The following is a 17,662-nucleotide window of genomic DNA, read 5'->3' as shown; positions in this document are numbered from 1 at the left end:
CGGATTCCGCAGGTCATCCGCTTGGCATGCCTATATGACTAAGCCCCGTCCGTCTTCCGGCCGTTGCCGCCCCTGGAGGTCCCATGCACACGCCCGCCCAGTTGATCGGCGCCGCGGCCACCCTTGTCGCCCTCGGAATCCTGACCGTCGCGAGTGTCCGCAGCATCAGCCGCCGCAAGGACGTGTCACCGGGGGCGCGCTAGCCACGCCCGCGCGCAGTTCCTCCGGCCCGATGGCGGCGGTCCGGGTCGAGGGGATCGTGCAGGCGTGGGCGCCGGCCACCGTGCCGTACCGGGCGCTGTGCAGGGGTGGGGCGCCGTTCAGCCAGGCGTGGAGGAACCCGGCGGCGAAGGCGTCCCCCGCGCCGTTGGAGTCGACGACCGGGGCCGGCGGCACGGCGGCGGGGACGTGGGTGAGCTCCCCGTCGGCCAGCAGGTACGCCCCGTCCGCCCCGGCGGTGGCGACGACGATCCGGGCCCGGCCGCGCTCGGTGATCCGCCGCATGGTCCGCTCCGGGTCGGTGAGGGCCGCGCAGGACAGGAAGACCAGGTCGGCCTGGTGGGCGAAGGGCTCGTGGTAGGGGTTGGAGCCGTCCCAGTCGTGCAGGTCGGTGGAGATCGTCGGGCCCGCCTCGCGCAGCACGGGGAGCGCCTGGGCGCACGGCTGGGTGATGACGACGTGGGCGTGCCGGCTGACGGCCGCGAGCGCGCGCACGGTGGACTCGGGCAGGCGGTCCGTGTCGGCGGCCCGGGTGGCGTCGTAGAGGGAGCACCGTCTGCCGTCGGGGCCGACGAGGTTGACCGCGCGTTTGGTGCCGAGGGGCTGCGGGACGGCGGTGAGCCCGATGCCGTGCTCCCGGTGCAGCGCGCGGACGAGGTCGCCCTCGGGGTCGTCGCCGAGCAGGTCGAGATGGTGGGTGCGCAGGCCCAGCGCGCTCGTGCCGAGGGCGACGAAGTCGCCGCTCTGGCCCGCCCGTGTCACGATCCCGGGCCGGATCATGTGGCTGTCGGCGAACGGCACGGGCAGCTCGGGCATGTGGACGACGGTGTCCACGCCCGCGCCGCCCAGCACGAGGACGTCGATCTCGTGGTGCATGGCGGGTTCCTCCCCCGGCCGGGGTCCGGCGGGACCCTCGGCGCCCCTGTCGGCTTTGCGGATACGTTGGAGCCGGCGGTCGAACGCGGCACCGCCCCCGGAGGGCATCATGGCGTGGTTCCACCGGCATGATGGTGCCTGGCGGTCCGCACAGAAGGCCGCGAAGTGCTGCCCGGCGACCCGAGAGAGAGACATGAGCAGAACACTGACGCAGGCCGGCCGGTCTGCGGGGAGCGTGGTGTGAGGCCATGCACATCGTGATCATGGGTTGCGGAAGGGTGGGTTCCGCACTGGCCCAGAACCTGGAGCAACAGGGGCACACGGTCGCCGTGGTCGACCAGGATCCCACCGCCTTCCGCCGGCTGGGCTCGGGGTTCGGCGGACGCCGCGTCACGGGCGTCGGCTTCGACCAGGACACCCTGCGCGAGGCGGGCATCGAGGAGGCCGGTGCCTTCGCCGCCGTCTCCAGCGGTGACAACTCCAACATCATCGCCGCCCGCGTGGCCCGCGAGATGTTCGGCATCGAGAACGTCGCCGCCCGCATCTACGACCCCCGCCGCGCCGAGGTCTACCAGCGCCTGGGCATCCCGACCGTGGCGACCGTCCGCTGGACGGCCGACCAGATGCTGCGCCGGCTGCTGCCCTCCGGCGCCGAGCCCCTGTGGCGCGACCCCACCGGCGGTGTCCAGCTCGCCGAGGTGCACACCTCCACCGCCTGGGTCGGTCACAAGATCAGCCGGATCCAGGAGGAGACCGGCGTGCGCGTGGCGTTCCTGACCCGGCTCGGTGAGGCGGTCCTGCCCACCTCGCAGACGGTGCTGCAAGAGGGCGATCTGGTCCACGTGATGATGCGCGCCGACGAGGTCGACAAGGTCGAGGCGGCGTTCGCCAAGGGTCCCGAAGAGGAGGGCGGTCACTGATGAGGGTCGCCATTGCCGGAGCCGGCGCCGTCGGCCGCTCGATCGCGGGCGAACTGCTGGAGAACGGCCACGAGGTCCTGCTGATCGACAAGGCGCCGACCGCCATCTCGGTCGAACGCGTCCCGCAGGCCGAGTGGCTGCTCGCCGACGCCTGCGAGATCACGTCCCTGGACGAGGCGGCGCTCCAGCGCTGCAACGTCGTGATCGCCGCGACCGGCGACGACAAGGTGAACCTGGTCGTCTCGCTCCTCGCCAAGACGGAGTACGGCGTCCCGCGCGTCGTCGCCCGGGTGAACAACCCCAAGAACGAGTGGCTGTTCAACGAGTCCTGGGGCGTGGACGTCGCCGTCTCCACCCCGCGGCTGATGTCGGCCCTGGTCGAGGAGGCGGTGAGCGTCGGCGACCTGGTCCGTCTGCTCCGCTTCAGCCACGGCGACGCCAACCTGGTCGAGCTGACCCTGCCCGAGGAGTCGGCCCTGGCCGGCACGCAGGTCGGCGACGTCGAGTGGCCGCAGGACACGTCCCTGGTGACGATCATCCGCGGCAACCGTGTGCTGACACCCTCCCGGGAGGACTCCCTGGAGGCCGGCGACGAACTCCTCTTCGTGGCCGCGCAGGCCCGTGAGGAGCAGCTGGAGGACCTGCTGTCGGTACGGCGGAACGCGGCGAGCTGAGCGCGTCCCCGCAGGACACGGGAAAACAGACGGAAGGGGCGTCCCGAGTGCTCGGGACGCCCCTTCGTCAGCTTCGGACGGTCACTGCTCGGCGGACCGGGCGGCGGCCTGCCGCTCCCGCTCCTCGGCTGCCCTCTCCTCCGCCTCCATCTCCGCGAACACGTCGATCGGCGCGGGCGCCTTCGCCAGGAACACCCACGTCAGGTACACGGCGAGCAGGAACGGCGGGATCTTCAGGGCGACCAGGACCCAGCCCAGCTGGGTGGTGTCGGCCCACCAGTACAGCGGGAAGAGGACGGCGCACTTGGCGAGCAGGATCGCGCCCCAGGCGTAGCTGGCCTTGGCGTAGGCCTTCTTGCGGCCGGGGTTGCGGGTGCGCCAGGAGAGGTTCTCCTTGAAGACCGGGCCGAGGATGAGGCCGATCAGCGGCACCCCGCACAGGGTGGTGATGATGTAGGCGAGACCGAGACCCAGCGTGTAGAGCATGCCGGGCAGGTAGAAGTCCTTGGCGTTGCCGGTCATCATCGCGAAGACGACACCGAAGGCCACGCCGAAGACGCCGCTGAAGGCGTGCTTGACGGTGTCCTTCGTCACCAGCCTGACCACGACCAGCACCAGCGACACGGCCAGCGCCGCGATCGCCGACAGGTGCAGGTCCTTGTTGATCGTGTAGATGGTGACGAAGAGGAGACCGGGAAGCACCGTCTCCACCATGCCCCGCACGCCGCCGAACGCCTCGAACAGGGCGGCCTCGGTCACCGCCCGGGCGTCGTCCGCAGATGTCTCTTCGGTCGGCTTGTCGAGCGACGTCACCGGCTACTCCCGTCCGAGGGGTCTCAGTTCGTACTTGGGATTGAACAGCACCCGGCGGCCCCGGCTCATCGAGACCCGGCCCGACGCGATCAGCTTGCGCCCCGGCTCTATCCCCACGATGGAGCGCCTGCCGAGCCACACCACGTCCAGCGCGGCGGAGCCGTCGAACAGCTCGGCCTCCAGGGCCGGGACTCCGGCGCGCGGCCGAAGGGTGACCGTGCGCAAGGTACCAGTAACCGTCACGATCTGGCGGTCCTGACAGTCTCCGATCCGGGTACAGCCGGCCGTTTCGGTGTCCTCGCGCAGCTCCTCGGACTCCAGGTCCTCCTGCGACGAGGAGAGTCGGTCGAGCATGCGCCGGAACCGGCCCGCCGGCTTCTCGGAACGAGGAACAGCACTCATGTCTGAAGCGTACCGGGGCTCGGGGACGAAGGGCGAAGAGCCTGTTTCTGGAAGCGGTAGCCCCTGCCCGGCTCGGTGATGAAGTGCTTCGGGTGCGAGGGGTCCGCCTCCAGCTTGCGCCGCAACTGGGCCATGTACACGCGCAGATAGTTCGTCTCCGTCCCGTACGCCGGCCCCCACACCTCCTGCAACAGCTGCTTCTGCCCGACCAGGCGGCCGCTGTTGCGCACGAGGACCTCCAGCAGATGCCACTCGGTGGGCGTCAGCCGTACGTCCTTGCCCGCGCGGGTGACCTTCTTCGCGCCCAGGTCGACGGTGAACCCGCCGGTGTCGACGATCACGTCCCCGTCTCCGGCGGGCTCGGCGCGGCGCACGGCGGCCCGCAGCCGGGCCAGCAGCTCGTCCATGCCGAACGGCTTGGTCACGTAGTCGTCGGCGCCCGCGTCGAGCGCCTGGACCTTCTCGTCGGAGGAGTGCCGCGCGGACAGCACCAGGACCGGCGTCCGCGTCCGGCCGCGCAGGCGCCGGATCACCTCGACGCCGTCCAGGTCGGGCAGCCCGAGGTCGAGGACGACCACGTCGGGGTGACGGTCGGCGGCCAGCCGCAGGGCGGTGGCGCCGTCGTGCGCCGTGTCGACCTCGTAGGAGCGTGCCTTGAGGTTGATCACGAGGGCGCGCACGATCTGCGGCTCGTCGTCGACCACCAGGACGCGGGTCATGAGGCCTGCCTTTCCGCTTCCGCCGTGGGGTGGGGCTCCGGGCGCGCTCCCGCCGCGCGCAGCGTGAGGACCATGGTGATCCCGCCGCCTGGGGTGTCCTCGGCGTGCAGGGTGCCGCCCATGGCCTCGGCGAAGCCGCGCGCCACCGCGAGCCCCAGGCCCACGCCCGCGCCGCGCGGGGCGTCGCCGTAGCGCTGGAACGGCTCGAAGATACGGTCCTTCGCCTCGTCCGGGACACCCGGGCCCCGGTCGACGACCCGTACCTCGACCCGGTCGGCGAGGGCGCTGGCGGCGACCAGCACGGGGACGCCGGGCGGACCGTGCTTCACGGCGTTCTCGACGAGGTTGGCCATCGCCCGCTCCAGCAGCCCGGGGTCGACGGCGACCATGGGCAGGGTCTCGGGCACGTCCAGGGCGGCGCTGCCGTCGGGGACGCCGCCGAGCGCCATGGGCACCACCTCGTCGAGGTCGATCTCGCGGATCAGCGGGGTGACGGTGCCGGTCTGGAGGCGGGACATGTCCAGGAGGTTGCCGACGAGGTGGTCGAGGCGGTCGGAGCCCTCCTCGATGCCTTCCAGCAGCTCGGCGCGGTCCTCCTCGGACCACTCCACGTCCTCGGAGCGCAGGGAGGACACCGCCGCCTTGATCCCGGCCAGGGGCGTGCGCAGGTCGTGGCTGACGGCGGCGAGCAGGGCCGTGCGGATGCGGTTGCCCTCGGCGAGCGCGCGGGCCCGGTCGGCCTCCTCCCTGAGCCGGCGGCGGTCCAGGACGACGGCGGCCTGGGCGGCGAAGGCGGCCAGCACCCGGCGGTCCTCGGCGGGCAGGACGCGGCCGGTCAGCGCGAGGGCCAGGTGGTCCCCGACCGGCACGTCCACGTCCGCCTGGCCGGGCCGCTCGACGGGAGGCCCCTGGCCGGCCCGGCCCGCGCAGGTCCACGGCGCGCCGTCGCCCGCCCGCTCCAGCAGGGCGGCCGACTCCATGCCGAAGGTCTCCCGGACCCTCTCCAGCAGTTCCTCCAGACCGGTCTCGCCGCGCAGCACGGTGCCCGCGAGGAACGACAGGATCTCCGACTCGGCCCGCAGCCGGGCCGCCTGGTGGGTGCGGCGGGCGGCGAGGTCGACGACGGAGGCCACCGCCGCGCCGACCGCCACGAAGATCACGAGGGCGACGGCGTTCCTCGGGTCGGCGATGGTCCACCGGTGCAGGGGCGGTGAGGAGAAGTAGTTCAGCAGCAGCGACCCGACCGCCGCCGAGGCCAGCGCGGGCAGCAGCCCGCCGAGCAGGGCCGCCGCCACCGTCAGCGCCAGGAACAGCAGGATGTCGTTGGCGAGACCGAGGTCGACGGTACTCAGCAGCGCCGTGAGGGCGGGCGGGCCGGCGGTGGCGGCGATCCACCCCCACACCCGCCGGGAGCGGCCGAGGCGCGCGCCCCGGGCCACCGGCAGGCCGCGGCCCTCGGCGACCTCGCCGTGGGTGACGAGGTGCACGTCCAGGCCGGGTCCGGACGCCCGCGTGACAGTGGCGCCGACGCCGGGGGCGACAACGTGCCGCCAGGTCCTGCGGCGCGGGGAGCCGAGCACGATCTGGGTGGCGTCGACCCCGCGAGCGAAGGAGAGCAGCGCGGCCGGTATGTCGTCGCCGACCACGTGGTGGAAGGTGCCGCCGAGGTCCTCGGCCAGGGTGCGCAGGTGGGCGAGTTCCCCGGGCGGGGCGCAGGCCGGCCCGCCGCTGCGCGCTATGTGCACGGCGAGCACCTGGCCGCCGGCGCCCTTCCCGGCCAGCCGGGCGGCGCGGCGCAGGAGCGTGCGGCCCTCGGGACCGCCCGTCAGGCCGACCACGATCCGCTCGCGTGCGCTACGGGTCCGCGGCGTCCGGTGCGCGCCGCGATCCCGGGTGAGGTGGGCTCCCGCGCGGTCGGCCACCCACAGCAGCGCCAGCTCACGCAGCGCGGTGAGGGTGTCGGGCCGGAAGTGGTGCGACAGGGCGGCGTCGACCTCGTCGGGCCGGTGGACGTCGCCGTGCGCGATGCGCCGCCGCAGCGCTTCGGGCTCCATGTCGACCAGCTCGATCTGGTCGGCCCGCCGCACCACTTCGTCCGGCACGGTCTCCGGCTGCCGTACGCCGGTGATCGACTCGACGACGTCGCCGAGGGACTCCAGGTGCCCGATGTCGACGGTCGAGACGACGTCGATGCCGGCCGTGAGCAGTTCCTCCACGTCCTGCCAGCGCTTGGCGTTGCGGGAGCCGGGGGCGTTGGTGTGGGCCAGGTCGTCCACCAGGGCGACCTGGGGGCGGCGGGCGAGCACGGCGTCGAGGTCCATCTCGGACCGGACGGCGCCGAGGTGCTCCGGCTCCCGGCGCGGCACCTGTTCGAGACCGTGCAGCAGCGCTTCGGTGCGGGGCCGGCCGTGGTGCTCGACGAAGGCGGCCACGCAGTCCGTGCCCCGCTCGATGCGGCGGTGCGCCTCGGACAGCATCGCGCAGGTCTTGCCGACGCCCGGTGCCGCCCCGAGGTGGATTCGTAGCCTGCCGCGTGCCATGGCCTCATCGTCTTCCGGTCTGCTGTCCGCGCAGCGTCGACCTTACGGCCGGCCGGGGCGGCATGCCGGTGCCGGGCGCGTGAGCGGGCCCGTCCTTGACGAAACCCTGACGCGCCCGGCCGGGCGAGGCGGCTCAGGCCGGGTTGTCGCCGTGGGTGAGGGTCTCCCAGGCGACGAAGAGGTTGTTGCTCCCGGCGGGGCGGCCGCGCAGGGTCAGCGCCACGGTGTTGGTCATGGCGTGCCCGAGACGGTTGGCCAGGGCGTTGTGGCCGACCTCGGTGATCGGCCCGAGGCCGGGCTTGAGCGAGCCGCCGCACAGCCAGCCGGGCACGGTGGCGCCCAGCTCGTACTTGGCGTGGAAGCCGAGCCCGTGCCGCAGCCGCTCCCCCACGTCGGTGCCGTAGAGGTCCTGGCCCTGGATGCGGCTGGTCTCGGCGATGTGCGAGATCGCGGAGAGGCCGTAGCCGGTGTGGGTGAAGTCGCGGCAGGTCTCCTGGCTGAGCCCGTCGACGAAGGTCGACTGCCCCTGCCAGTACCTCACGATCTTGTCGCGGGTGTCGAGGTTCTGGCTGGGCACGGTCTTCGGCAGCGCTCCGTCGGACTCCAGGTAGACGTAGGCGGCCGTCCGGGTGCGGAACTTCGCCATGGCCTTGTCGTAGGAGGCCTTGTCCTCCAGGAAGACGGAGATGCCGACGGCGGCCTCCATCATCGACAGCTCCCAGTTGCCGTTGGAGTTCGAGCCGTTGATGATCTCGGGGAGGTGGACGGTGCGGAGCATGGTGGCGAAGCGGCCGGAGTTCGCCCAGGTGCCGGTGTAGGTGTGCTTGATGATCTCGGCGGCCCGGGGCCAGGAGGAACCGGCCCAGCCGGTTTGCAGGGGCGCGTTGCTGCCGGTGTGGTCACGGATCACGGCGGACCAGGCGTCCATCAGCTCGATCGCCTTGCGGGCGTGCCGTTCGTCGCGGGTGATGTACCAGGCGACGGCCTGGGTGTACGCGGCGATGGCGTCCTCGCGCTCGTCCGTGCAGCCGTGGTCGGGGTTGGAGTACGAGCCGCACTCGACGACCGCCCGGGGCTTGGGCGTGCGGTTCAGGTCGGCGTACTTGCTCGCCGTCATCCGGTCGAAGGCCCCCTTCCAGGGCTGGGCACCGGCGGTGACCTTGGACCGGGCGAAGTCCAACTGCCCCTGGGAGACGGTGACTCCTGGGTGGACGAAGGTGGCGGGGGCGCCGGGGGCCCGGGGAGCGGCACCGGCGGGCCAGGCGAGAGCACCGGCGACGAGGGCGGCCGAGGCGGCGAGAAGTGCGGTTCTGCGCATACGTGGGGGGCCTTCCGTTCTCGTATATGAACGTGAAGCGCCTTTATGAACAGACGCGTTGGACGGAGACGGTAGGTACAGACCAATGCGCCGTCAAGGTTCCGCGCACGAGAAAGGGCCGCACCCCGGTGGGGTGCGGCCCTGGTGTCTCTGCGGGGTCAGCGGACCTCGGTGATCTCCGGTCCGCGCTGGAGCTGACCCATTCCACCCGCGAAACGGGAGCCCTCCTCCTGCTGAACGCCCTCGGGGACCATCTGGGCGTCGTTCGGCAGCTTGAGGACGATCGGGTCGCGGGGCGCCATCGGGCCCTCGCCGCGCACCACGACCGTGTCCCGGAAGATCTGCTCCAGCAGTCCGGCGGCCTGCGGCTGCACCGCGCCCTGCCCGGAGATGACCCCGCGCAGGAACCAGCGGGGGCCGTCCACGCCGACGAACCGCACGACCTGGAAGCCGCCGGTGCCGTCCGGCAGCTGCACGGGCACCTGGGCGCGCAGCTCCCAGCCCAGCGGCCCCTCGACCTCGTCGACGATGCCGCCCTGCTGGGTGATGCCGGCGCCGATCTCCTCGCGCACCTCGCCCCAGATGCCCTCGCGCTTGGGAGCGGCGAAGCCCTGCAACTGGATGGCGCTGTCGTGCAGCACGACCGTCGCCGCGACGATCGCGTCGCCCGCGACCTCGACCCTGAGCTCCATGCCGTCGACGCCCGGCACGAACAGACCGCCCAGGTCGACCCGGCCTTCGCTCGGGTCACGGACCTCGGAGCTGTCCCAGGGCCCGTCGGGGCGCGGCGCCGGCTCGAGCCTCAGGCGCTCGCGCTCTTCGTCCGCATCGGTGTCGACACCGTCGACGACCTGCTCGGCCTCGCCGGCCGCGTCCTCGGCGGCATCCCTCTTCTTGCGACGTCCGAACACGTCACTGTCCTTCCCGGTCGGATACGACCGAAGCGTATCGATTCCCACCCGCCTGACCGCCCAGGGCGGCCTGACCGCTTGTGCCGCTCGTCCCGTCCACCGCGGCATGGCCTCCGGTGGACCCGAAGCCCCCTTCGGCCCGCGCGGAGCCGGGGAGTTCCGCCACCTCGCGGAAGCGGACTCGCTCGACCTGCTGGACCACCAGTTGGGCAATCCGGTCGAAGCGCTCGAACCGCACGGCCTCGCGCGGGTCGAGATTCACCACGATCACCTTGATCTCCCCACGGTACCCGGCATCAACCGTCCCCGGGGCATTCACCAGGGCGACGCCGCAGCGAGCGGCCAGACCGGATCGCGGGTGCACGAAGGCCGCGTACCCCTCCGGCAACGCCACAGACACCCCCGTGGGCAGCACGGCCCGCTCCCCGGGCGCCAGTTCGCACGCCTCGGTGGTGCGCAGATCGGCGCCCGCGTCCCCGGGCCGCGCATACGACGGAAGGGGTACGTCCGGGTCCACGCGCCGGATGAGCACGTCCAGCGGCGGCCGGCTCACGGGTTCACCTCGAAGGCCCGGGCCCGCCGGACCTGGTCCGGGTCGCTCATGGCCGCCTGGATCTCCTCCCGGCGGCCGTGGTCGACGAAGTGGTCGACCTTCACCTCGATGAAGAGCGCGTCCGCGCGCACGGCGACGGGCCCGTCCGGGCCGCCGACACGTCCGGTCGCGGTGGAGTAGATCTTCCGCCCGGCGACCGCCGTCACCTCCGCCTCCAGGTACAGCGTGGTGCCGACGGGCACGGGCTGTACGAAGTCGGTCTCCAGCCGCCCGGTCACCGCGATCGTGCGCAGCAGCCAGTTCAGTGAGCCGAGGGTCTCGTCCAGGGCGGACGCGAGCACGCCTCCGTGGGCGAGGCCGGGAGCGCCCTGGTGGGCGGGCTGGACGGTGAACTCGGCGGTCAGCGACACGCCCTCGCCGGCCCGGGCCTCCAGGTGGAGCCCGTGCGGCTGGTCGCCGCCGCAGCCGAAGCACGCGCCGTAGTGCGCGCCGAGGAGCTCACCGGGCGCGGGCGCGTCCGGATGCCGCACCGGTCGCACGGCGTCGATCGGAGGCCGAAGAGCTGGGGAAGTACCACTCACAGCCGGAGACCTTACCCGCGCGTCGGCTCCTTCCGGACACCGTGTCAAGCTTGGCCTCATGCAGCTCTCCGCCGCCCCCTACGAAGAACGCCTCACCGCCCCGCGGACCTGGTGGCTGATCTCGTTCCTCGTGGGCGTCTCCATGGCCCTGGTCCTGCTTCCGTTCGGCACGCTGCCGATGCTCGGCGGCCTGGCCGGGGGCACCGCGGTCGCGGCCGTCGCCGCCAGCTCGTACGGCTCGGTCCGCATCCGCGTGGTGGGCGACTCCCTGATCGCGGGCGAGGCGAAGATCCCGGTGGCGGCCCTGGGCGAGGCGCAGGTGCTGGACGCGGAGGAGGCCCGCGCCTGGCGCACCTACAAGGCCGATCCGCGCGCCTTCCTGCTGCTGCGCGCTTACATCCCCACGGCCCTGCGCGTGGAGGTCACGGACCCGCAGGACCCGACGCCGTACCTGTACCTGTCCACGCGCGAGCCGGAGCGCCTGGCGGAGGCGCTGAGGACGGCGAAGGCGGCCTAGCACACCTGCGCGGAACCTCACCCGGCCACCGCCCGCGGCCGGCCTCAGCGCCCGCCGTCGTGCCTACGGCCTCAGTGCCCGTCGTCGTTCGTGCCTACGGCCTCAGTGCCCGTCGCCGTTCGTGCCTACGGCCTCAGTGCCCGTCGCCGTGCCCGCGGCATCGGCGTCGTTGTGCTCACGGTCTCAGCGCCCGTCGCCGTGCCCGCCGTCACCGCCGTCGCCCGGGCGGTCGTCGTGGTGGCCCACGGGGTCGTGGGTGATCTTGCCCATCTCCAGGGCGTCCGCCGGACGTTCCAGGGCGGGGAGGGCCTCCAGGGCCTCCCAGGGCACCTGGATCTTGCGCAGGTCACGGCGGATCCGCTCGGCGAGCTTTCTCGTCTCGCCGCGGTTCATGACCGCCCCGACGGCGGCACCCACCAGGAACGGCATCAGGTTGGGCATGTTGCGGACCATCCGCTTCATGATCCGCTGGCGCAGTTCGCGTTTCATGCGGCTGTTCAGGGCCGTGCTGAACGTCGCCGGCTTGGACGCGTCGATGCCGCGCTCCCCCGACCAGGAGTCGAGGTACGCGGTGCTGCGCTGCTTGAGGTTGCCGGGCGGCCGCACGCCGTAGACCTCGTGCAGTTCGGCGATCATCTTGAGCTCGATCGCCGCGACGCCGGTGACCTCGGCGGCCAGCTCGGTCGGCATCGCCGGGGGCACGGGGAGCATGGCGGCCGCGCCGATGCCCGCGCCGACCGTGGCCGTCGCCTTCGCGGCGCCCGCCACGAGCTTGTCCGCGAGCTCCTCGGGACCGAGGCCCGGGAACTGTCTGCGCAGCGTCGCCAGGTCCCGCACGGGGACGCGCGGGGCCAGGTCGATGATGCGGTCGGCGAGGTGGGCGAGCCCGGCCCGGGCCCGGTCGCCGCCCTTGCGGGCGCCTTCCCTGGCCCGCTCCCGGATCGCCCCCGCCCGCCGTCTCGCGACGGGTGCGGGGACCTCCACGGCCGCCGGGAGGTCACCCCGGTCCGCCGCCGGTTCGAGCGAGGCCGGCCCCGTACCGGTTGAGCCCCGCTCGTCGTCACGCGTGCCGTACCGCGGGCCGTCCGTCGGCCCTTCGTCCGCCCTCCGCTTGGAGAAGCGGCGCTTCCAGGGAGGGGTCGAGCCAGTCACGGCCGACCCGCCCTCAGTCGCAGTCGCGGCAGATCGGCTGACCGTTCTTCTCCCGGGCCAGCTGGCTGCGGTGGTGCACCAGGAAGCAGCTCATGCAGGTGAACTCGTCCTGCTGCTTCGGGAGCACCCGGACTGCCAGTTCCTCGTTCGAGAGGTCGGCTCCGGGCAGCTCGAGGCCCTCTGCGGCCTCGAACTCGTCGACGTCCACGGCGGAGGCCGACTTGTCGTTCCTCCGAGCCTTCAGCTCTTCGAGACTGTCCGAGTCGACGTCGTCGTCGGTCTTGCGTGGAGTGTCGTAATCGGTTGCCATGGTCGCTCTCCCCCTCTGGGTGTCTGCGGTGTCTCCAGCGCACGTAACGCGTGAGAGGCCGGACTTGTGCCCGACCTGAGGCGGAGATTTTGCCTCACATCAAGGTCTGTTACTCAATCGACACCCAACCGGACTCCTCATGAGTGATCGGCTTGGATGGCGATGGGGACCGTACACGGTCCGAATGCCGCACTACAAAGGCGTCTCACCGTGTACTTCCCGTGATCAAGACCCCCGAAAACCGGGATTTTCCCGGCTTTCCGACAGCGTGCATGATCACGGAACGTAAATGACCGGAAAGGTGCCCCTGTGATCGATCACACACGGGGCCCGTACGGCGAGGTCCAAAAAATTCCGCGCAAAGCGAACATCCCCGTGTGCCGCCGAGTTGATCGGCGACATGATCTCAGATGGGGAGCGTGACTCGCATCACGAGCCCTCCTCCCTCGCGCGGCTGAGCGTAGATGTGCCCGCCGTGCGCCCGGGCCACGGACCGGACGATGGACAGCCCGAGGCCGACGCCCTTGTCGCTGCCCGTCCGCTCGGTGCGCAGCCGCCGGAACGGCTCGAAGAGGTTGTCGATCTCGTACGCCGGCACGACCGGACCCGTGTTGGCCACGACCAGGACCGCCTGGCCGTGCTGGACCTCGGTGGTGACCTCGACCCAGCCGTCCTCGGGGACGTTGTAGCGCACCGCATTCTGCAGCAGGTTGAGCGCGATCCGCTCCAGCAGCACACCGTTGCCCTGGACGACCGCGGGCTTCTGCTCGCCCCGGATGCGCACGCCCTTGCTCTCGGCCTCCCCGTGCACCTGGTCGATGGCCTGCTCGGCGACCTCGGCGAGGTCCACCGGCCCGCGCTCGACGATCTGGTTGTCGCTGCGGGCGAGCAGCAGCAGGCCCTCGACGAGCTGCTCACTGCGCTCGTTGGTGGCCAGCAGCGTCTTGCCGAGCTGCTGGAGCTCCACGGGCGCCTGCGGGTCGGACAGGTGCACTTCGAGGAGGGTGCGGTTGATCGCCAGCGGCGTTCTCAGCTCGTGGGAGGCGTTGCCGACGAAGCGCTGCTGGGCCGTGAAGGCCCGCTGGAGCCGCTCCAGCATGTCGTCGAAGGTGTCCGCCAGCTCCTTCAGCTCGTCGTCCGGGCCGTCCAGCTCGATCCGGCGGGACAGGTCGGAGCCCGCCACCGCGCGGGCGGTACGGGTGATCCGGCCCAGCGGGGAGAGCACGCGCCCGGCCATGGCGTAGCCGAAGGCGAAGGCGATGACCGCCAGGCCGAGCAGGGCCAGCAGCGAGCGGCTGAGCAGGCTGTCCAGGGCGTGCCGGCGCTGCTCGTTGACGCACGCGTTCATGGCGCTGTTGAACTCGTTGGGCGAGGCCTGGTCGGGCAGGTTGCAGATGTCGCTGGTGACCTTGCCCTCGACGATCTTGAAGGGCAGGTCGCTGCCCACGTTGAGCGCCTGCGCGGCCAGCAGGTAGATGATCGACAGCAGCAGGATGCCCGCGATCAGGAACATGCCGCCGTAGAGCAGCGTGAGCCTTATGCGGATCGTCGGGCGCAGCCAGGGGAAGGGCGGCACGGGCCGCCTGGGGTCCCAGGTGGGCTTGGGGGGCGCCTGCGGGGGCGCGGGAGTCGTTGCCACGGGGGTATCTCAGATCCGGTAGCCGGAGCCGGGGACGGTGACGATGACGGGCGGCTCGCCCAGCTTGCGGCGCAGGGTCATGACCGTCACCCGCACGACGTTGGTGAACGGGTCGGTGTTCTCGTCCCACGCCTTCTCCAGGAGCTGCTCCGCGGAGACGACGGCGCCCTCGCTGCGCATCAGCACCTCCAGGACGGCGAACTCCTTGGGCGCGAGCTGCACCTCCTTGCCGTCACGGAAGACCTCGCGGCGGTTGGGGTCGAGCTTGATCCCGGCGCGCTCCAGGACGGGCGGCAGGGGCACGCTGGTGCGCCGGCCGAGGGCGCGCACGCGGGCGATGAGCTCGCTGAACGCGAACGGCTTGGGCAGGTAGTCGTCGGCGCCGATCTCCAGTCCCTCGACCCGGTCGCTGACGTCGCCGGAGGCCGTCAGCATCAGCACGCGGGTGGGCATGCCGAGCTCGACGATCTTGCGGCAGACGTCGTCGCCGTGCACGAGCGGGAGGTCGCGGTCCAGGACGACCACGTCGTAGTCGTTGACGCCGATGCGCTCCAGGGCGGCCGCGCCGTCGTACACGACGTCGACGGCCATGGCCTCCCGGCGCAGTCCGGTGGCCACCGCATCGGCGAGCAGTTGCTCGTCCTCGACGACGAGTACGCGCACGTTCCTGGTCCTTCCTGATGTCCGCCCGCGCAGCCCTCATCGAGCGCACGCGGGCAGGGGTCTACGACGGTGTCGTGGTGTGTTGCTCTCCATCCTGCCCTTTTCGGTCATAAGTCGGAGGTAAGGCGGGTGAGAGGCGGTGAGCGCGCGAGGGAATACGAGATTTTCTCCTCCGGTTAGGTTTCCACGGAAGGGAGCTTGGGGAGGACGGCTTTACATCCCACGATCACGCTCTGTCGGCGCCGCAGCACCATGCGGTGTGCATCAATCCGCTTTTCCGCAGGGCGGGCGTGGGTGTCCGGCACCGTCGCCGCCCGGCCGTGCGGCGCTGGGCATCCACATGCGGCGTGATCGTCCCTTCCGAACGGCACACCCCCGTGCCATCGACCCACGACCCAGGACGAGGGGGCGCAGCATGGACGCATTCACCGCAGGACTTCTGCAGCGCATAAGGGCGACCGAGTCCGATCTGTCCCGGGCTCGCGACGAGGGCGACGAGTTCCTCGTCGACGTGGAGCAGGGCGAGCTCGACGACCTGCGCCGACTCGCCGCCGAGCACGGTGTGGAGGTCAGCGCGACGAGCGTCTGATCAGGCCGCAGGAAGCGGGCCCCGGCGAATCCAGCGCCGGGGCCCGCTTCCTTGCCACAGGGCCGCCCGAGGAGCGCGCGGAACCGGTGGGCGCGCGTTCACCTGGAGTTCAGCCTGCCGTCGGCCGTCGTCCGGGGGCCCTCGTCCGTCTCAGTCGTGCCAGGCGCCGAAGTCCTCCAGGAGCCTCTGGAGGGGCTCGAAGACGCCAGGGGTGCCCGCCACCGCCAGCTCGCCTGAGGGGCGCTCCCCGGGGCGTCCACCGGTCAGCGCGCCCGCTTCCCGGGCGATGAGGTCCCCCGCGGCGAGGTCCCAGGGGTGCAGACCTCGTTCGTAGTAGCCGTCGAGGCGTCCCGCGGCCACGTCGCACAGGTCGACCGCGGCCGAGCCGCCGCGCCGGATGTCGCGCAGCAGCGGGATCAGCCGCTGGGCCACGTCGGCCTGGTGGGCGCGGACGTCGGCCACGTAGTTGAAGCCCGTCGAGACCAGTGCCTGGTCCAGGGGCGGCGCGGGACGGCAGGCCAGCCGGCGCTCACCGTCCCAGGCGCCGGTGGCCCAGGCGCCCCGGCCGCGCACGGCGTGGAACGTCTCGCCGCGCATCGGTGCCGCGACCACGCCGACGACGGTCTCGCCGTCCTGCTCGGCGGCGATGGAGACGGCCCAGGTGGGCAGGCCGTACAGGTAGTTCACCGTGCCGTCGAGCGGGTCGATCACCCAGCGGACGCCGCTCGTGCCCTCCGTGGCGGCGCCCTCCTCGCCGAGCACGCCGTCGTCCGGACGGCGCTCGGCGATCAGGCCCGTGATCAGCTTCTCCGCCGCGATGTCCATCTCGGTCACCACGTCGATGGGGCTGGACTTGGTCGCGGCGACCGCCAGGTCGGCCGGCCGGCCGTCCCGCAGCAGGGCGCCGGCGCGGCCGGCGGCCTCCTGGGCGAGTGCGAGCAGGTCCGAGTGCAGGGGGTCGGTCACGGGACTCCTCACGCGTAGGGGCTGTCGGCGCCCGCGGCGGCGGGCCGGGGGGCGCGGGCCGGGCAGCAGCCGACCGGGCAGAGGTTGTGGCTCGCGCCCAGGGCGCCCAGCGCGCACGGCGTCACGTCCTGCCCGCGCTCGGCGGCGGCGCGCTCCACGACCAGCTCGCGGACGGCGGCGGCGAACCTCGGGTCGGCGCCGACGGTGGCCGAACGCCGCATCGGCAGCCCCAGCTCCTCGGCCCGGGCCCTTGCCTCCGTGTCGAGGTCGTAGAGGACCTCCATGTGGTCGGAGACGAAGCCGATGGGGGCGATGACGACGGCCGGGACACCGGCCGCGTGCCGCTCGTCGAGGTGGTCGCAGATGTCGGGCTCCAGCCACGGGATGTGCGGGGCGCCGGAGCGGGACTGGTAGACGAGCTGCCAGGGGTGGTCGACGCCGGTGCGCTCCCGCACGGCGTCCGCGATCTGCCGCGCCACGTCCAGGTGCTGCTTCACGTAGGCGCCGCCGTCGCCGTGCTCCTCGACGGGGCCCGAGGTGTCGGCGGAGGCCGTCGGGATCGAGTGCGTCGAGAAGGCGAGGTGCGCCCCGTCCCGGACGCCCTCGGGGAGCTCGGCGAGGGACCGGAGCACCCCGTCGATCATGGGCTCCAGGAAGCCCGGGTGGTTGAAGTAGTGCCGGAGCTTGTCGACCCTCGGCGGCTCCAGGCCCTCGGCCTCGAGGGCCGCGAGCGAGTCCGCGAGGTTCTCGCGGTACTGGCGGCAGCCCGAGTACGAGGCGTAGGCGCTGGTGGCGAGGACCAGGATGCGGCGGCGGCCGTCGCGGACCATGTCGCGCAGCGTGTCCGTCAGGTACGGCGCCCAGTTGCGATTGCCCCAGTAGACCGGCAGGTCCAGGCCGTGCTCGGCGAAGTCCTTGCGCAGGGCGTCCAGCAGGGCGCGGTTCTGGTCGTTGATCGGGCTGACCCCGCCGAACAGGAAGTAGTGCTGCCCGACTTCCTTGAGGCGTTCCTTGGGGATGCCGCGCCCACGTGTGACGTTCTCCAGGAACGGGACCACGTCGTCCGGGCCTTCCGGGCCGCCGAACGAGAGCAGGAGCAGGGCGTCGTAGGGGCTGACATCGCGCGCGTCTGGCATGAGTCGATCCTGCCACCCCGCGCCGACAGCCGGGAAACGGCCGGGGGACGCCCGCGTGGCACCCCGCCCCGGGGCGGTCCGGCGCTGGGCCGGACGGGTGCGTCGGGGCGTTCCGGGCCGTAAGCTGTGTCGACTGCGTTCGCAGCTTACTGAGCCCTTCGGAG

The 17,662-nt window shown here is 72.2% G+C and carries 19 protein-coding genes; 4 read left to right on the top strand and 15 right to left on the bottom strand.

What is annotated here, in order from left to right:
* Positions 1-165 precede the first annotated feature (165 nt).
* Positions 166-1,095: an adenosine kinase gene (locus AB0I06_RS28910; RefSeq protein ID WP_363121767.1), complete on the bottom strand. Its 930-nt coding sequence runs from the start codon at positions 1,093-1,095 to the stop codon at positions 166-168.
* A gap of 248 nt (positions 1,096-1,343) precedes the next feature.
* On the opposite strand from AB0I06_RS28910, the gene AB0I06_RS28905 reads away from it, so the two are divergent.
* A complete protein-coding gene (locus AB0I06_RS28905) occupies positions 1,344-2,015 on the top strand; it encodes a TrkA family potassium uptake protein (protein WP_363121766.1) in 672 nt (223 codons plus the stop codon).
* Positions 2,015-2,689 (top strand): TrkA family potassium uptake protein, encoded by a 675-nt coding sequence (locus AB0I06_RS28900; protein ID WP_142158687.1) that lies wholly within the window; start codon positions 2,015-2,017, stop codon positions 2,687-2,689. Before AB0I06_RS28905 ends, AB0I06_RS28900 begins: the two co-directional genes overlap by 1 nt.
* A gap of 81 nt (positions 2,690-2,770) precedes the next feature.
* Here the strand turns inward: AB0I06_RS28900 and AB0I06_RS28895 are convergent, their stop codons facing one another.
* The 8 genes from AB0I06_RS28895 to AB0I06_RS28860 all read right to left on the bottom strand — a co-directional run bounded on the left by AB0I06_RS28895 (position 2,771) and on the right by AB0I06_RS28860 (position 10,526).
* Positions 2,771-3,502, bottom strand: a complete 732-nt coding sequence (locus AB0I06_RS28895; RefSeq protein ID WP_363121765.1) for a DUF3159 domain-containing protein — start codon at positions 3,500-3,502, stop codon at positions 2,771-2,773.
* A gap of 3 nt (positions 3,503-3,505) precedes the next feature.
* Positions 3,506-3,904 (bottom strand): OB-fold nucleic acid binding domain-containing protein, encoded by a 399-nt coding sequence (locus AB0I06_RS28890; protein ID WP_363121764.1) that lies wholly within the window; start codon positions 3,902-3,904, stop codon positions 3,506-3,508.
* Positions 3,901-4,623, bottom strand: coding sequence for a response regulator (locus tag AB0I06_RS28885; RefSeq protein WP_363121763.1), 723 nt, complete (start codon positions 4,621-4,623; stop codon positions 3,901-3,903). Before AB0I06_RS28885 ends, AB0I06_RS28890 begins: the two co-directional genes overlap by 4 nt.
* Entirely contained in the window at positions 4,620-7,163 is a 2,544-nt protein-coding gene (locus AB0I06_RS28880; protein ID WP_363121762.1) for an ATP-binding protein, read from the bottom strand. The genes AB0I06_RS28885 and AB0I06_RS28880 overlap by 4 nt, the downstream gene beginning before the upstream one ends.
* 133 nt (positions 7,164-7,296) lie before the next feature.
* A complete protein-coding gene (locus AB0I06_RS28875; protein WP_363121761.1) occupies positions 7,297-8,481 on the bottom strand; it encodes an alginate lyase family protein in 1,185 nt (394 codons plus the stop codon).
* 158 nt (positions 8,482-8,639) lie between these two features.
* Positions 8,640-9,392 carry a DUF3710 domain-containing protein gene (locus AB0I06_RS28870; protein ID WP_363121760.1) on the bottom strand — a complete coding sequence of 251 codons (753 nt, stop codon included), beginning with the start codon at positions 9,390-9,392 and terminating at the stop codon, positions 8,640-8,642.
* A 1-nt stretch (position 9,393) separates the two neighbouring features.
* Positions 9,394-9,945 carry a dUTP diphosphatase gene (gene dut / locus AB0I06_RS28865; RefSeq protein ID WP_363121759.1) on the bottom strand — a complete coding sequence of 184 codons (552 nt, stop codon included), beginning with the start codon at positions 9,943-9,945 and terminating at the stop codon, positions 9,394-9,396.
* On the bottom strand, positions 9,942-10,526 hold the full coding sequence (locus AB0I06_RS28860; RefSeq protein WP_363121758.1) for a PaaI family thioesterase: 585 nt from the start codon (positions 10,524-10,526) through the stop codon (positions 9,942-9,944). The genes dut and AB0I06_RS28860 overlap by 4 nt, the downstream gene beginning before the upstream one ends.
* A 58-nt stretch (positions 10,527-10,584) precedes the next feature.
* On the opposite strand from AB0I06_RS28860, the gene AB0I06_RS28855 reads away from it, so the two are divergent.
* Complete coding sequence (locus AB0I06_RS28855) at positions 10,585-11,043, top strand: DUF3093 domain-containing protein (RefSeq protein WP_363121757.1); 459 nt, start codon at positions 10,585-10,587, stop codon at positions 11,041-11,043.
* 183 nt (positions 11,044-11,226) lie between these two features.
* On the opposite strand, the gene AB0I06_RS28850 is transcribed toward AB0I06_RS28855, so the two are convergent.
* The 4 genes from AB0I06_RS28850 to AB0I06_RS28835 form a co-directional block, all read right to left on the bottom strand.
* Complete coding sequence (locus AB0I06_RS28850) at positions 11,227-12,195, bottom strand: hypothetical protein (RefSeq protein ID WP_363121756.1); 969 nt, start codon at positions 12,193-12,195, stop codon at positions 11,227-11,229.
* Between the two features lie 13 nt (positions 12,196-12,208).
* Positions 12,209-12,505 carry a DUF4193 domain-containing protein gene (locus tag AB0I06_RS28845; RefSeq protein ID WP_003993510.1) on the bottom strand — a complete coding sequence of 99 codons (297 nt, stop codon included), beginning with the start codon at positions 12,503-12,505 and terminating at the stop codon, positions 12,209-12,211.
* A 406-nt stretch (positions 12,506-12,911) separates the two neighbouring features.
* Positions 12,912-14,144: a HAMP domain-containing sensor histidine kinase gene (locus tag AB0I06_RS28840; protein ID WP_363121755.1), complete on the bottom strand. Its 1,233-nt coding sequence runs from the start codon at positions 14,142-14,144 to the stop codon at positions 12,912-12,914.
* A gap of 9 nt (positions 14,145-14,153) precedes the next feature.
* Positions 14,154-14,807 carry a response regulator transcription factor gene (locus AB0I06_RS28835; protein WP_003993508.1) on the bottom strand — a complete coding sequence of 218 codons (654 nt, stop codon included), beginning with the start codon at positions 14,805-14,807 and terminating at the stop codon, positions 14,154-14,156.
* Positions 14,808-15,222: 415 nt separating this feature from the next.
* Here AB0I06_RS28835 and AB0I06_RS28830 point away from each other — a divergent pair, with 415 nt between their 5' ends.
* Positions 15,223-15,396: a hypothetical protein gene (locus AB0I06_RS28830; protein ID WP_363121754.1), complete on the top strand. Its 174-nt coding sequence runs from the start codon at positions 15,223-15,225 to the stop codon at positions 15,394-15,396.
* A gap of 150 nt (positions 15,397-15,546) precedes the next feature.
* Here the strand turns inward: AB0I06_RS28830 and AB0I06_RS28825 are convergent, their stop codons facing one another.
* Together AB0I06_RS28825 and AB0I06_RS28820 are read right to left on the bottom strand one after the other, a co-directional pair.
* Positions 15,547-16,362, bottom strand: coding sequence for an inositol monophosphatase family protein (locus tag AB0I06_RS28825; RefSeq protein ID WP_363121753.1), 816 nt, complete (start codon positions 16,360-16,362; stop codon positions 15,547-15,549).
* An 8-nt stretch (positions 16,363-16,370) separates the two neighbouring features.
* Positions 16,371-17,498 carry a ferrochelatase gene (locus AB0I06_RS28820; RefSeq protein ID WP_363121752.1) on the bottom strand — a complete coding sequence of 376 codons (1,128 nt, stop codon included), beginning with the start codon at positions 17,496-17,498 and terminating at the stop codon, positions 16,371-16,373.
* Positions 17,499-17,662: the final 164 nt, after the last annotated feature.

The sequence above is a fragment of the Streptomyces sp. NPDC050674 genome, from assembly GCF_040654575.1.
Lineage (GTDB): Bacteria > Actinomycetota > Actinomycetes > Streptomycetales > Streptomycetaceae > Streptomyces.
This window is presented reverse-complemented; position numbering and strand designations above follow the sequence as displayed.